Annotated in this window: 12 protein-coding genes; 4 read left to right on the top strand and 8 right to left on the bottom strand. The window is 40.2% G+C overall.

Going from position 1 to position 15,128, the window contains the following annotated elements; all coding sequences use genetic code 11:
• The first annotated feature begins 1 nt into the window (after window position 1).
• The 3 genes from B5D82_RS08800 to B5D82_RS08790 all read left to right on the top strand — a co-directional run bounded on the left by B5D82_RS08800 (window position 2) and on the right by B5D82_RS08790 (window position 2,788).
• Window positions 2–643, top strand: a complete 642-nt coding sequence (locus tag B5D82_RS08800) for a ubiquinone biosynthesis accessory factor UbiJ (RefSeq protein ID WP_081150875.1) — start codon at window positions 2–4, stop codon at window positions 641–643.
• Window positions 644–652: 9 nt separating this feature from the next.
• On the top strand, window positions 653–2,218 hold the full coding sequence (ubiB, locus tag B5D82_RS08795) for a ubiquinone biosynthesis regulatory protein kinase UbiB (protein WP_081150873.1): 1,566 nt from the start codon (window positions 653–655) through the stop codon (window positions 2,216–2,218).
• 90 nt (window positions 2,219–2,308) lie between these two features.
• Window positions 2,309–2,788: a YehS family protein gene (locus B5D82_RS08790; RefSeq protein WP_081150870.1), complete on the top strand. Its 480-nt coding sequence runs from the start codon at window positions 2,309–2,311 to the stop codon at window positions 2,786–2,788.
• A 32-nt stretch (window positions 2,789–2,820) separates the two neighbouring features.
• Here B5D82_RS08790 and B5D82_RS08785 read toward each other — a convergent pair whose 3' ends face one another.
• Both B5D82_RS08785 and rep read right to left on the bottom strand, forming a co-directional pair.
• A complete protein-coding gene (locus tag B5D82_RS08785) occupies window positions 2,821–3,837 on the bottom strand; it encodes a GGDEF domain-containing protein (protein ID WP_081150868.1) in 1,017 nt (338 codons plus the stop codon).
• Between the two features lie 129 nt (window positions 3,838–3,966).
• Entirely contained in the window at window positions 3,967–5,985 is a 2,019-nt protein-coding gene (gene rep / locus B5D82_RS08780; RefSeq protein ID WP_081154419.1) for a DNA helicase Rep, read from the bottom strand.
• Window positions 5,986–6,170: 185 nt separating this feature from the next.
• Here rep and ubiK point away from each other — a divergent pair, with 185 nt between their 5' ends.
• A complete protein-coding gene (gene ubiK / locus B5D82_RS08775) occupies window positions 6,171–6,422 on the top strand; it encodes a ubiquinone biosynthesis accessory factor UbiK (protein WP_081150866.1) in 252 nt (83 codons plus the stop codon).
• A 42-nt stretch (window positions 6,423–6,464) separates the two neighbouring features.
• Here ubiK and B5D82_RS20155 read toward each other — a convergent pair whose 3' ends face one another.
• From B5D82_RS20155 to ilvG, 6 genes are all read right to left on the bottom strand, one after another.
• Window positions 6,465–8,135, bottom strand: coding sequence for a DUF418 domain-containing protein (locus B5D82_RS20155; protein WP_245807596.1), 1,671 nt, complete (start codon window positions 8,133–8,135; stop codon window positions 6,465–6,467).
• A 74-nt stretch (window positions 8,136–8,209) separates the two neighbouring features.
• Window positions 8,210–9,790, bottom strand: coding sequence for a threonine ammonia-lyase, biosynthetic (gene ilvA, locus B5D82_RS08765; RefSeq protein ID WP_081150864.1), 1,581 nt, complete (start codon window positions 9,788–9,790; stop codon window positions 8,210–8,212).
• Window positions 9,783–11,657: a dihydroxy-acid dehydratase gene (gene ilvD, locus B5D82_RS08760; protein ID WP_081150862.1), complete on the bottom strand. Its 1,875-nt coding sequence runs from the start codon at window positions 11,655–11,657 to the stop codon at window positions 9,783–9,785. Before ilvD ends, ilvA begins: the two co-directional genes overlap by 8 nt.
• 249 nt (window positions 11,658–11,906) lie before the next feature.
• Entirely contained in the window at window positions 11,907–12,830 is a 924-nt protein-coding gene (locus B5D82_RS08755) for a branched-chain amino acid transaminase (protein WP_081150860.1), read from the bottom strand.
• Between the two features lie 99 nt (window positions 12,831–12,929).
• A complete protein-coding gene (gene ilvM / locus B5D82_RS08750; RefSeq protein WP_081150858.1) occupies window positions 12,930–13,187 on the bottom strand; it encodes an acetolactate synthase 2 small subunit in 258 nt (85 codons plus the stop codon).
• Window positions 13,188–14,852: an acetolactate synthase 2 catalytic subunit gene (gene ilvG, locus B5D82_RS08745; protein ID WP_081150856.1), complete on the bottom strand. Its 1,665-nt coding sequence runs from the start codon at window positions 14,850–14,852 to the stop codon at window positions 13,188–13,190.
• Between the last annotated feature and the right edge of the window lie 276 nt (window positions 14,853–15,128).

Here is a 15,128-nt window from a genome sequence, read left to right as displayed (position 1 = left end):
TATGCGTCAGACTATCAGTCAGCAACTTATGTTTGCTCAGGCCTTAAGCGCGCTGCTAGAAACCGTTATTAATCAGTTTCTGCGCTATAACTTGCACGGCACAAGGGCATTAAAACCTTTATCTGGGAAAACACTGACGGTGAAACTTGCAGAACTACCGTTTCCTTTAAGCTTTACCATTAGCCATGAAAAAATACATGTAACGACCAGTGATGAGCATAATGATTGCTGCATCATTACCAGTATCAGCACGTTAATTGAACTCAATAAAGAACAACAACTTACTGATTTAATTAAAAACGATAAACTCGATATTCAAGGTGATCTAAAAGTAGCTCAGCGTTTTTCCGAGATTGCTCAAACTCTTGATATTGATTGGCAAAGTGAGTTAGCCAAACGTATTGGTGATATTCCTGCCTACAAGATAGACGAGCTAGGTCGCCAGTTAATAAAAAAATTAAACTTTGCGTCTCAACAAATTCAAGCCGATGCCAGCGAATGGTTAATTCATGAAAAGCGATTGATGGTAACAGCAGCTGAAATATCTTATTTTAGTCATGATGTAGAACATTTAGAGCAACAAGCTCATGTTTTAAGCCAACGAATTGAGCAATTAATCAATCAACAAAGCAAAAAATCATAAGGTCCTGCGGTGAGTAGTAAACGTTTATACAAAATAGTAAAAACATTTCTTCAGTTCGGGCTAGACGAGCTTGTACCGAAAAAGTACCTGCCGTGGTACATGAGAATTGTACGCGGCTCTTTGTTTTGGCTTAGAAACAAACACAAAGATAAAACCAAGGCTCAGCGTGTTCGACTCGCTATAGAGTCATTAGGTCCAGTATTTGTTAAGTTTGGTCAAATGCTATCAACCCGCCGAGATTTATTACCCGACGATTTCGCGCGAGAACTGACGCTATTACAAGATAAAGTGCCGGCATTTTCTGGCGAGGCTGCTCAGGAGATAATCATAACGGCGATTGGCGCGGAAATGTTTGCTGAACAGTTTAAAGATTTCGACTTAACTCCATTAGCATCAGCTTCTATTGCCCAAGTACACACGGCTACCCTGCTACAACACGATGGTGAGCAAGAAGTGGTGCTGAAGGTACTACGACCCAATATTGAAGAAACTATTTTAGCTGACATCAACGTCATGTCGCTATTTGCCAAAGTCGTTGCCCGTTGGTTACCCGATGGTAAGCGTTTACGCCCAGTTGAAGTCGTAGCAGAATATAAAAAAACAATTATAGAAGAGTTAGATTTAAATCGCGAAGCGGGAAATGCCATTCAATTAAAACGCAATTTCAGCCAAGGTCGAGCTAGTGACAAAGTGCTTTACGTCCCTGAAATATATAGTGAGTACAGTTCTAAAAACGTCATGGTAATGGAGCGTATTTACGGTATCGGTGTCGGTGAAGTCGAGACATTACAGGCAAAAAATATTGACATGAAACTGCTTGCTGAACGCGGTGTTGAAGTCTTTTTCACGCAAGTATTCCGGGACAGTTTTTTTCATGCGGACATGCATCCTGGCAATGTTTTTGTCGATGCAACAAAGCCACTAGATCCCACTTGGATTGCGATTGATTACGGTATTGTCGGTACCTTAAATCGTGAAGACAAGCGCTATTTAGCAGAAAATTTTGTCGCATTCTTTAACCGTGACTATCGTAAAGTGGCACAATTACATGTTGATTCAGGCTGGGTACCCAGTGAGACCAGTGTTGACGAATTTGAGTTTGCTATTCGCACAGTTTGCGAACCTATATTTAATAAACCCTTATCTGAAATATCGTTTGGTCAGGTTTTAGTTAATCTTTTTAATACCGCTCGACGCTTTAATATGGAAGTACAGCCTCAGCTAGTGTTACTACAAAAAACACTGCTTTATATTGAAGGTTTGGGCCGACAGCTCTACCCTGCTTTAGATCTTTGGCAAACAGCCAAACCATTTTTAGAAAACTGGGTAAAAGAACAAATGGGCATTAAAGCCGTTTATAAAAAGGTCAAAGAGAACCTACCTTTTTGGAATGAAAAACTGCCAGAAATTCCTGATTTGGTCTACGATTACTTAAAAACTAATCGCGAAGCTCAGCGTCAGCAATTAATGTCACTGAAACAAATACAGCTGCAGCAGCAACAACACAGCAAGCAAATGACAAAACTGGCCGTTATAGCCACACTCGCCATTTGCTTGACCATTAGCTTTACTTAAATAGTTAGCGACTTGCTATCTATAGCGCAAAAACTTAATACTTAGCGATAAGTCTACGTGCTAAAATAGATTAATTAAACAGGAAAAAACATGACTAACAACGAAGTTTTACATCATATTCGTTATATATTTACCTTAAGCAACGAAAAAATATCCGCTATTTTTCAACATGCTGAATGTCCAAAAACCGAAGAAGAAATTAGCAATTTTTTCCGTAAAAACGGTGAGCCATCTTTTACGCGGATCGCTGATAACCATTTAGCGAGTTTTCTTGATGGCTTAATAATAGAGTATCGTGGAGCAAAAGAGGGTGCGCAAGCGCAGTTGAATCAGCCAGTAAATAACAATATCGTCTTTAATAAAGTGAAAATTGCTTTAGCGTTAAAAGCTGAAGATATTATCGCTTTACTCGACTCTGCTGAGTTAACCTTAAGTAAGCACGAGCTTAGTGCTTTTTTCCGCAAACCAGAGCATAAGCACTTCCGTACATGTAACGACGACACGTTACTGAAATTTTTTAATGGTTTACATTTACAAAACCGACAAGCTATTTTAGAAATCAAAGAATAAAATAATGACCATAGAGCTAGGTTTTCACAGGCCTAGCTTCCATTCTCTTCAACTGACTTAGCTTCAATCGCTTCCTTTGTCACTTCTGTTTCTGTAACCACACGATTTCGGCCACTATCTTTTGCGACATATAGCGCGGCATCTGCTCGACTAATCCAAGCTTCTGCGGTCTCGCCAGCATGATATTGTGAAACACCAATAGAAACTGTTAAAGAGATATCTTCAGCAAAAGTAGATTTTTCGATAATAATCCGTAATTTTTCTGCTATCTGCTTAGCCTCAGACAAGTCGACTTTTAACGGTAGAATAATAAATTCTTCACCACCATAGCGATAAAGATCATCTAGAGATCTGGTATGTTTTTGTATCAAACTGACTAATTCCACCAGTACTATATCGCCATTTGCATGACCATAATTATCATTAATTTTCTTAAAATGATCTAAATCTAATAATAGTAATGAAACTTTCGAAGCCTCTCTTTTTTGATCAGCTAGAATTTTCTCAAGTTTTTTATCTAAAGCGCGACGGTTACCTGACGAGGTTAACGGGTCAATACTCGCTAGCAATGCTAACTTTTCATTTGTTTTGTTGTAATTATTAAAAATAACATAAGAAAATAAAGCCGTTAAAAACAGTGTAAACGTAATAGTTAAAAATTCTAAAACACTAGAAACGGGAAATAATATGATGGCAATGAGCAAGATAGCAATGAAGCATATTATGCCGGCCGCCCGTGCAGGTAATATATAGTAAAAAGCGATCATACAAGGGTACAACCAAAATAAATGAGACTCGCCACGAATAGCAACTATAGTCACAATAGCGACAGCAAAGAAACTAGAAAGCCAAGCTTTGGCGGTATCAACTTTCCTAGTACGATATACAAAAAGAAAAAATGCCGCCGTCACAATCACAAGTGAGGCATCAATAGACGCCATGACCATATCACCATCAAGCCAACGTAAATATACAAATGGCGAAATGGTAATAACCGCAAACGCACTTAATATCAGTAGCATTTTTTCTGTTGTTGATCGTTTTATCATCGAACCTTCCTAATAAACAGACCTTTCTTAAAGCTTGATTAATACCTATTGAAAGCATTAACAAGTTTAAATATAGAAAAATCTATCTTGAAATTCAAATAGATAATATGGCTCTAAGGTCAGTTTATATTATTTTTTTTGTTTTAGCATCTCACGTAAATTTGCCACACCCATTTTGGCCGTCTCTTGCTTTTTTTCTATGCTCTGTTTAGTTTGCGTGAGCTCCCAACTTAAGTCGTCTTGCGGTAATTCATGTAAAAACCGACTCGCTTCAGTGCGAGACACCTCACCAAACTGTCTGCGCTCTCTGGCATAAGTAAAAATTAATTCTCGCTGGGCACGGGTAATGCCAACATAAGCTAAACGACGTTCTTCTTCAACATTACCTTCATCCATACTGGTTTGATGCGGTAATAAGCCCTCTTCCATACCAATGAGAAACACATAAGGAAACTCCAAGCCTTTAGAGGCATGTAATGTCATTAATTGTACTTGGTCAGTATCTTCCTCATCTTCATTACGTTCCATCATGTCGCGCAAAGTCAGTCGTGTAACAACTTGCGCCAAGGTCATGGGCTCTTCATCGTCTTCACCTTCGAGCATTTGCGTGACCCAACTAAACAACTGAGTAACGTTTTTCATACGCATTTCTGCTGCTTTTGCGCTGGGCGAGGTATCGTATAGCCAATCTTCGTAATTAATTTCACGCACCATTGAGCGCAATACCGCTGATGTTTCACCACGCTCGGCATGATCAGCTGTCTCTACCAACCAACGTGTAAATCGTTGCACACTGATCAATCCGCGACCCGTTAGGTGTTGCTCTAGGCCTAATTCGAAACTGGCGGCAAACATGCTAATTTGTCGTATATTGGCATAACTGCCCAATTTTTCTAGCGTTGTTGGACCAATTTCTCGTCGTGGTACGTTCACAATACGCAAAAAAGCGTTGTCGTCATCAGGGTTCACTAACACTCTTAAAAACGCCATCATATCTTTTATTTCAGCACGGGAAAAAAACGAAGTACCGCCATTAATTTTATAAGGTATTCTGTTGGTCATTAAGGCTTTTTCAAGTAAGCGAGACTGATGATTACCGCGATACAAAATCGCATAATCTTTAAATTTACTCTTATTTAAAAAGCGATGACCTATTAATTCACCGACGACTCGCTCTACTTCATGATCTTCATTTTTAGTTTGCAATACACGTAATTCAACACCGTAATTAAGCTCGCTAAACAACGCTTTATCATAAACATGCGGGTTATTGGCAATTAAGGTATTGGCACACTTTAGAATACGCCCGCTAGAGCGATAGTTTTGCTCAAGTTTAATCAACTTAAGATTGGGGTAGTCTTCACCTAATAACACTAAATTTTGCGGCTTAGCACCACGCCATGAGTATATTGATTGGTCATCGTCACCCACAACCGTTAATAAACCTTGCTCGCCGGTTATTTGCTTTACTAATTCATACTGGCTGGCATTCGTATCTTGATATTCATCTACCAGCATATACTTGATTTTTTGCTGCCAGCGCGTACGCACTTCTGGATAATTGCGCATTAATAACGTTGGTATTAAAATCAAGTCATCAAAATCTAGCGCGTTGTAGGCCTTCATATGCTTTTGATACATGGCATAAAACTCAGCATATTGCAGGGCATCTGCATCACTGGCTTGTTTAATGGCAGCATCGGGCAGTAACAATTCATTCTTCCAATTTGAAATCATCATTTGAAGCTTGCTAATTAAGTCTTTATCACCATCAAGCTGCTCTTGGGTGAGCTCTTTCAATAACGCTAAGCTGTCTTGATCATCAAATAAGGTAAAGCCGGGTTTGTAGCCTAACGTTTTTAATTCTCGACGAATAATATCTAAACCCAAAGAGTGAAACGTACATACCGTTAACCCCCTTGTTTGCGACTTATCCATCATTTTAACTACACGCTCTTTCATTTCACGTGCGGCTTTGTTGGTAAATGTTACCGCTGCAATATTTTTCGCTTTATAACCACAATTTTGAATTAAGTACGCAATTTTCTGACAAATAACCCCAGTTTTACCGCTGCCCGCTCCTGCTAATACTAAGCATGGACCATCAACATATTTTTTTGCTTCATTTTGACCTGGGTTTAATTTCATTGCTACGTTGTAACTCAATTGGTGGATAAGATAATCGGAGATAGATTTTACCTGTTTTTATGGCAAGACAACATCAACTTTCACCTGTGGCAGTTAATTTTTACAAGCTTTAATCGAGAAAATATTATCAATGTAACTGAGATTGGTTACAATAACGCTATAGTTTACCAATTAAGAAGCTACAGATGATCAACGCAAAAAAAATAGAAGAAATAGCCAAACAAGTAACGGATTCAATTCCTGCGGGATTAAAAGATTTTGCTAACGAAATGGAAGATAAAACTAAAGTGGTTTTACAGCGTAAGCTGTCTCAACTTGACGTAGTGACACGTGAAGAATTTGATGTCCAAACGCAGGTGTTAATTAAAACACGCGCTAAATTAACTGACCTTGAAGAAAAAGTTGCCGCACTTGAAGCAAAGCTAACAGCCGAGTAGCTAAATAAGGCCTTAGGCAAAAGGCCTTATTATCAAGTTAACTTACTGAATACGCATGGGTTGTAATTTTTTATACGACAAACAGCGCCATAACCATTCTAATGGGCCAAACGCGTAATTATTAAGCCACCAACGTGAAAATAGCAGTTGAAAAACAATAATAGCAAAAACAATTAGCATTTGTGGTGCCCGAGAGATTTCACCAAAATAGCCGCCCGCATAACCATAAAATATACTGGTTAAAATGACTGAATGCATAATGTAATTGGTCAGTGCCATTCTACCCATAGGGGTAAATACAGCAAGTCGACTTTGCCACTTTTCATGCGTTAGCAAGCGCATAATCAAGCCAAAATACCCTACCGTCATAACAAACTGACCAATAAAGAATAATGTTTGCCCAACCCCCTGTAATAGCATAACTTGATTCGCCACTGGATGTTGTGCCACAAGCAAGCCACCGGTTTCTAGCACCGCGCCCAAACCAACACCAACATAGGCCATAATTTTAAATGCCGATGCATGCTGTTGATAATTTTTCATCACACCGCTAGACACTAACCAGTAACCTAAGATAAAAATGGGCACAAGCATGGTTAGCGTGAAAGGGATGCTAAACATCAACATAAACAAAGAAAAATTAAAACGATGCTCCGTTGCCTGCCAGTAGCTAGCTTGTGTAAAAGCACGCTCTTCTTTATCGACTTCTAGTTGCATTTCAGCCTGCTGAACAACCATAGCTTGCGCCTGCTGTTCCATTAATTCTTCATCAGAAAGCTCGATCGGCTCTGCTGTAACATCAGTGCTATTAATTACCGCCACGTCATCATCAGTGCCAGCCAGTACGGTACTATCAATCTCACTTTCAATCTCACTTTCAATGTCACTTTTAACCGCTTCTATTGCAGACATTTCTGATTCTTCAACAAGTAACTCAGTCGCTGCTACCTCTGCTAAGGCTTCACTTTTTTGCTGTGCTAATGTTTCATGGGCTAATTTGATTGCCTCAACACGCTCTGATAATTGAATTTGCTCATGCCACTGGTTCGTTAAATCTTCAGTATCATTAAAGAGCCCAAAACCGATACCGGCCAAAAGCGACAAAACGATAGGTACCGATAACCAAACGACAGATAGTTTGAAAAATGATTTTGGATTGTCATATTTTTTAAAATGCGGTTTTTTCAGTAGCGTTACCCAACCTAAAAGGAAAAGGCCTGCAATACCATAATTATGTAGAATGTCGCCGCCCCATAAAAAAATCATATGGAGTAAACCAAGTACAATTAACGCTAGCATACGACGTGAAAACCAAGCCCCAAAAGGTCGTTCTGCGGCTTTCGCTCTGATCAGCATAACCGCAAAGCCCATACCGAATAACAACGCAAATAATTTGTAAAATTTCCCTTCCACAAAACAACGAATTAACCAGCCAACGGCGTGGTCAAGCCCGGTTAAACTCGTGTCTTGACTCCCTAAACTCGCAAGTGCGCGATTAAACCACTCAATATTCATTAAGAGAATACCAACCAATGCTAGCCCCCTAAGGATATCCATAGCATCAATACGTTCGCTAATAATAATGGGGGCTAAGGGTTCAATGTTCGGCGTTGCGCTAGAGACTACTTCTTTCTCATTAAAGTGATTATCTGAAATAAACTTCCCTTTATATTTTTTATTGTTTTTATTGTTTTTATTTTTCAGCTTATGCAATATAAATCATTTAGCAAAAAAAAAGCAGCTAAAGCTGCTTTTGTTACATAAAAGGTATTATTCACATACTGTTATCAGGTGAGAAAAGTCTGATAAGCCTTATTATCTGTTTCTTCTTGCCACTCATAATCTAGGGCTTTTAAGTGGGAAAAGAAGTTAATTTCCAGCGCTTTTTTCACTTCAAAGCCAGCTAATACTTGGCCAAATGCTGCACCGTGATTTCGATAATGAAACAAAGTAATATTATAATGTTCGCCAAGGGTATCTAAAAATTTCTCTAGCGCGCCTGGGTATTCAGGAAATTGAAAGCGAAAAATTCGTTCCTTGGCCGACAATTCATTTTTACCGCCAATCATGTATCTAACATGTAGTTTAGCTAATTCATTTTCTGTAAAATCAGCTAAATCATAACCTTGTTGCTGTAAGCTTTCGGTTAATTTCTCTCTGTCATTAACTTCACCCCCCAGACGTACGCCAACAAAAATATTGGCATTTTGTGCTTGGTTTGAAGCATCAGGCTTGTCAGCATAACGATAATTGAATTCAGTGATCACACGCCCTGAAAGCGCCTTACAAAAGTTTCTAAAGCTGCCTTTTTCTTCTGGAATTTTGACCGCAAATATCGCTTCTTTCTGCTCACCTAATTCACAACGTTCAGAAATGTAGCGTAAAGTATGAAAATTCATGTTAGCGCCAGACAGAATAGCAACTAAAGACTCATCGCCTTGACTGGTTTGGCAATATTTTTGTAACCCGGCTAAAGATAACGCGCCCGCAGGTTCAGAAATAACCCGCGTTTGCTCAAAAATATCTTTTATTGAGGCACAAATTTCATCGGTAGACACGGTGATCACGTCATCACAATAGTGCTTAATCAAATTAAAAGTATGCTCACCGATTCGTTTAACCGCAACGCCATCAGCAAACAAGCCCACTTGCGCTAAATCGACGGGTTCACCAGCCGCAAAAGCGGCTTTTAAACAAGCAGAATCTTCCGCTTCGACACCAATCACTTTAATATTAGGTTGTAATTGTTTTAGGTAAACCGCCATACCGGCCAACAAACCGCCACCGCCCACTGGAATAAACACCACATCGGTGTTTGGCTGTTGCTGTAACAGCTCTTTAGCCACGGTACCTTGACCTGCAATAACATCGCTATCATCAAACGGATGGATCACGGTTTTCTTTTCTGCTTGTGCGTATTCCATCGAGGCTTGTTGCGCCTCGTTAAAGCTCTTGCCCACTAAGCGCACTTCTGCGCCATAACGTCTAACGTTATCTACCTTGATATCAGGTGTAGTAATGGGCATAACAATCGTCGCTTTAATGCCCAACTTATGTGCCGCTAAAGCTAAGCCTTGCGCGTGATTCCCCGCAGAAGCGGCAATAACGCCATGCAAGCATTGCTGCTCAGACAAGTTGATTAATTTGTTGTAAGCGCCACGCAATTTAAACGAATGTACGGGCTGTTGATCCTCACGCTTAAGAAATATTTGATTCCCTAAACGTGATGACAACTTAGTTAATGGTGTTAATGCGGTTTCCACCGCAACATCATAAACTGGCGCCAGTAATATTCTTCGTAAATAGTCTAAACCTTGTGTTTGAATAGCCTGCGCTTGCATTAATGCTGTTTGTTCAGCATCAGTCATTGCTGTCACCATTGTAATTGCCGTCTAGTAATTCACGATTACGTACAGCACCTTTATCGGCACTTGTGGCTAACATGGCGTAGTTTTTCAAGGCGTAACTGATTGGGCGAACACGACCAATCGGTTTCCAAGCATCTTTACCTTTAGCGTTCATGGCATCGCGACGCTGAGTTAGCTCTTCTTCACTTACCTGTAACTCTATAGAGCGATTAGGAATATCAATATGAATAATGTCGCCTTGCTCTACTAATGCAATAGTGCCGCCACTGCCGGCTTCTGGAGAAACATGACCAATAGATAAACCTGAAGTTCCACCCGAGAAGCGACCATCAGTTAACAGCGCACAGGCTTTACCTAAGCCCATCGATTTTAAATAAGTGGTTGGATACAACATTTCTTGCATGCCAGGGCCACCTTTAGGGCCTTCATAACGAATAACAACCACTTCACCAGCCACTACTTTTTTATCTAAAATACCGGCTACAGCAGCGTCTTGGCTTTCAAATACGTGTGCAGGACCAGTAAATACTAAGTTATCGTCACTTACGCCTGCGGTTTTAACCACACAACCGTCAACCGCAATATTACCCGCAAGTACGGCTAAACCACCTTCTAATGAAAAAGCGTTTTCAATGCTACGAATACAACCATTTTCACGGTCGTCGTCTAAGGTATCCCAACGGCAATCTTGGCTGAATGCTTTAGTGGTACGAATACCTGCAGGGCCTGCACGGTAAAACTTTTTAACCTCTTCATCGTCAGTGACTTTAATATCATATTTAGCAATAACATCAGCTAAGGTGGTACCTAAAATATTCGGTACATCTGTTTTTAATAAATTAGCGCGTGATAATTCACCTAAAATGGCAATTACGCCGCCAGCACGATGAACATCTTCCATGTGATATTCTGGCGTTGAAGGTGCCACTTTACATAATTGCGGCACAATGCGTGATAACTTATCCATGTCTTCCATGGTGTAATCAATTTCCGCTTCTTGCGCGGTTGCTAGTAAATGTAAAATAGTATTGGTTGAACCACCCATAGCAATGTCTAAACACATGGCATTGTGTAAAGCATCTTTACTGGCAATATTGCGCGGTAAGGCAGATTCGTCGTTTTCTTGATAGTAACGCTTGGTTAGCTTAACAATTTCTTTACCAGCTCTTAAGAATAACTGCTCACGATCCGCATGAGTCGCTAACATAGAACCGTTACCTGGTAGCGCTAAACCTAATGCTTCGGCTAAACAGTTCATTGAGTTGGCGGTGAACATACCTGAACATGAACCACACGTAGGACAAGCTGAACGCTCAACTTGATCACTTTGCTCGTCTGATACTTTCGGATCGGCGCCTTGGATCATGGCATCAACTAAATCGAGTTTGATAATTTGGTCTGACAGCTTAGTTTTACCGGCTTCCATCGGGCCACCTGAGACAAAAATTACCGGTATGTTTAAGCGCATAGCCGCCATTAACATGCCAGGGGTAATTTTGTCACAGTTTGAAATACACACCATGGCATCTGCACAATGGGCATTCACCATGTATTCAACAGAATCAGCAATTAAATCACGTGACGGTAAGCTATAAAGCATGCCGCTATGACCCATCGCGATACCGTCATCAACCGCAATAGTATTAAACTCTTTAGCTACACCACCGGCTTCTTCAATCGCACCTGCAACCAATTGCCCCATATCTTTTAAATGCACATGGCCTGGTACGAATTGGGTAAACGAGTTAACTACAGCAATAATAGGTTTGCCGAAATCGCCGTCTGTCATACCCGTTGCACGCCATAGTGCGCGAGCCCCAGCCATATTACGACCTTGAGTAGAAGTTGCTGATCTTAATTTTGGCATGACCTTAGTTCCTATATATTTTATGTATGTCGCTATCAGTAAGCGTGAGAAGTATTAAAAAATTATTTTATAAATTCACTGACAAGTGAACTTATAAAATAACATTTTAGTATGGGTAATTACTGCATGCTAATTAGTTACAGTGACAGCTAGTTCGGCTCAATTTCAAGGCAGAAAGTAGGCAACTTATCGATATAAGTGTGTATTCCCAGCAAAGAAATTGAGTGAACTAGCAATAAAGCCGTGCGATTAAACTTCGTCTAACCAACCTTCAGGCACTTCAGTAGTACCATCGAACATACCAAAGAAGGCATCTTGAAGCGCTTTAGTAATAGGTCCACGCGAACCATCCCCAACAGCAATACCGTCAACTGATTTCACTGGTACCACTTCAGTTGCGGTGCCGCACATGAAAAATTCATCTGCAAGGTATAAAGATTCACGAGAAATAGATTCTTCGCGCACTTCGTAACCTAGTTGCTTAGCAAGGAAAAATACTGTGTCACGCGTTAAACCTTGTAATATTGAAGCCGTACCAGGAGGGGTATAAAGCACACCTTTTTTGATTAAAAATAAGTTTTGACCTGCGCCTTCACTTACCATGTTATTTATATCTAAAGCGACACCTTCAGCATAACCATGACGAGCAGCTTCAGTCGAAATTAACTGCGAAGACAAGTAGTTACCACCAGCTTTTGCTGCCGTCGGCATAGTATTAGGGGCAAGGCGATTCCAACTTGAAACACCTACTTCAACACCATTTTCGATGGCATCAGCACCTAAATAAGCTTCCCAACTAAACGCTGCAATCATAACATCTGCAACTGCGTCGATAGGTGGACGAAGGCCCATGCCTATATCGCCTAAAAATACTAATGGACGTAAATAAGCTGATTTTAAATTATTTTTTGCTACCGCATCTTTACATGCTTGAACCACTTGTTCTTCGGTAAAAGGAATATTCATGCGGTATATTTTTGCTGAATCGAATAAGCGCTTTATGTGTTCTTCTAAACGGAAAATACACGTACCTTTATGGGTATTATAAGCACGAATACCTTCAAAAACTGACGAACCGTAATGTAGGGCATGACTCATTACATGTACCGTAGCATTTTGCCACGGCATGAGTTCACCATTAAACCAAATTAGTTCTGCGTTAACTTTTGCCATTATCTTTTCCTAAATTTTATTGCGTATTAACCAGTCAGCTTTAAACGCAGCTCAACTGATTAAGTATTATTAATTTTCGTCGTTGGTTTCAACCCAGCATTACGCAATGCGCTGCTGTGATACGCCATTGTCTACCTTGACCTCTTTGATGTCGATCAGTTTATTAATTTGATCAACCAAAAGCTCAATCGGACGTTCACTTCTCACCATTAATTCTATGATACCTAGATTCGTGCCAGTATTTACTTTGGCATTCATGCCACTGATTAAAAAGCCACGATAGCGAGTCACTTGTAAAATTCTTTCAAGCACCACCTGCTTATCATCCGCTGTTATCGTTAGTTGATAGTTATTCATTTAGGTACTCTCCATCATTTTATCATTAGCGGTATTCGGTGGCACTAATGGCCATACGTTGTCTTGTGCGTCAATTTTAACTTGTAACAAATAAGGGCCGTCATGCTCGAGCATTTCTTCAATGGCGGCACTCACTTCTGACTTTTTAGTGATCATTTTCGCTTTAATATCAAAAGCATTGGCTAACATAATAAAATCAGGATTATCCGCTAAATCTGTTTCACTTAATCGGCCATTGAAAAATAGGTCTTGCCATTGACGCACCATACCTAGTTTGGCGTTATCAATAAGCACTATTTTAACCGGTAATTGAAAGCGTTTAATCGTTGATAACTCTTGTACGTTCATCATAAAAGAGCCATCACCTGATACCGCAATAATACAGTCTGTTGGCCGACTCACTTGAGCACCAACGGCTGCTGGTATACCAAAGCCCATGGTGCCCATGCCAGCACTGGTCAAAAAGTTACTTGGATCATCAAAAACCATGTGTTGTGCTGCCCACATTTGATGTTGCCCCACATCAGTAGTTACACAACTATTTTTTGGCATTTTGTCGCTAATTTCTTTTAACACTGCTGGGGCAAAAATGGTCTCGCCAGGATGATTATAGTCCCAAGCAAAATCTTCATTCATTTGCAGACAAACTTTTTTCCAAGGTTCGATAGATAGCGGTATGGCTAACGCAGGTAAGTTGACTTTTAAGTCCCCTAATATTGATGCGTCAGCGACTCTGCGTTTGTTAATTTCTGCGGTATCAATATCAAAATGAATCACTTTAGCATTCGGAGCAAATTCATTTAACTTACCGGTAACGCGGTCATCAAAACGTGCACCTACTGCGATCAATAAATCACATTCTTGCACCGCTATATTTGATGCTTTGGTACCATGCATACCCAACATGCCCATATAGTATTTGTCTTCTGGATCAATGGCGCCTAGCCCTTTTAAGGTTGAAACGCATGGTAAGCCTGTTACCTTGGCAAAATCGCGTAATTCATCAACAGCATTGGCCATACCAACACCACCACCCACATATAAAATTGGCTTCTGAGCTTGGTTTAATAATGCAATAGCACTACCCACATTCGCTGGCGGTAGCTTAACTTTATTTTGTAAATTCACTAAATCATCTACACAACCATTAACCGCTGCTATCTGTATATCTTTTGGAATATCAACTAATACAGGTCCTTGTCTACCTTCTAAAGCAATGGCAAAAGCTTGGTGTAACACGCCGGCTAAATCATTAATATTAGTGACTTGAAATGAGTGTTTCGTACACGCTAGCGACAAACCGAAAATATCAATTTCTTGGAATGCGTCTGACCCCATAGCAGCAGTCGCTACTTGGCCAGTAATAGCAACAACTGGAATTGAGTCAGCTAAGGCATCAGCAAGGCCTGTGATCAAGTTAGTCGCGCCTGGACCTGATGTGGCAAGACAAACACCAACCTTGCCCGAAGCTCTTGCATAACCAACGGCAGAAAATGCAGCACCTTGTTCATGCCGACACAAAAAGTGTTCTACGTCACTGTCGTAAAGTGCATCGTAGATAGGCATTATGGCACCACCTGGATAGCCAAACACATGTTCAACCCCATGCTGTTCTAGCACGTTAAATAATAAGCTCGCGCCGGTTAATATTTTTTCAGTCGCCATGTGTTTGTTTAACTTTTTAATAACATTTTATTCATAAACCATTCACTTTCATGAAACGCATAAATTTATTGTAATTAACAAGTATTCTCCAAAGGTTAATAATGTTTGTGCGCAACGCGCTGTTTAATATTTTAATAACGACAAACCCCCCGGTCCTTGCGGAGCGGGGGGTTTGTTATTTTAAGATTTTTTTACTTTTCTTTAGCTCAACAATTCCCCCGCGACGATTTAAGAATCACCACGATGAGGACGTTAATAATGACTAAGATATAATTT

The organism is Cognaticolwellia beringensis (assembly GCF_002076895.1).
Lineage (GTDB): Bacteria > Pseudomonadota > Gammaproteobacteria > Enterobacterales > Alteromonadaceae > Cognaticolwellia > Cognaticolwellia beringensis.
Note: the sequence above shows the minus strand (reverse complement) of the source record. Positions and strands in the feature narration are given on the sequence as shown.

What these genes read in the sequence shown, in the direction of transcription:
- B5D82_RS08800 (WP_081150875.1), top strand. Translation starts at nt 2, where the DNA reads ATGCGTCAGACTATCAGTCAGCAACTTATGTTTGCTCAGGCCTTAAGC.
- B5D82_RS08790 (WP_081150870.1), top strand. Translation starts at nt 2,309, where the DNA reads ATGACTAACAACGAAGTTTTACATCATATTCGTTATATATTTACCTTA.
- B5D82_RS08785 (WP_081150868.1), bottom strand. Translation starts at nt 3,837, where the DNA reads ATGATAAAACGATCAACAACAGAAAAAATGCTACTGATATTAAGTGCG.
- rep (WP_081154419.1), bottom strand. Translation starts at nt 5,985, where the DNA reads ATGAAATTAAACCCAGGTCAAAATGAAGCAAAAAAATATGTTGATGGT.
- ubiK (WP_081150866.1), top strand. Translation starts at nt 6,171, where the DNA reads ATGATCAACGCAAAAAAAATAGAAGAAATAGCCAAACAAGTAACGGAT.
- ilvA (WP_081150864.1), bottom strand. Translation starts at nt 9,790, where the DNA reads ATGACTGATGCTGAACAAACAGCATTAATGCAAGCGCAGGCTATTCAA.
- ilvD (WP_081150862.1), bottom strand. Translation starts at nt 11,657, where the DNA reads ATGCCAAAATTAAGATCAGCAACTTCTACTCAAGGTCGTAATATGGCT.
- B5D82_RS08755 (WP_081150860.1), bottom strand. Translation starts at nt 12,830, where the DNA reads ATGGCAAAAGTTAACGCAGAACTAATTTGGTTTAATGGTGAACTCATG.
- ilvM (WP_081150858.1), bottom strand. Translation starts at nt 13,187, where the DNA reads ATGAATAACTATCAACTAACGATAACAGCGGATGATAAGCAGGTGGTG.
- ilvG (WP_081150856.1), bottom strand. Translation starts at nt 14,852, where the DNA reads ATGGCGACTGAAAAAATATTAACCGGCGCGAGCTTATTATTTAACGTG.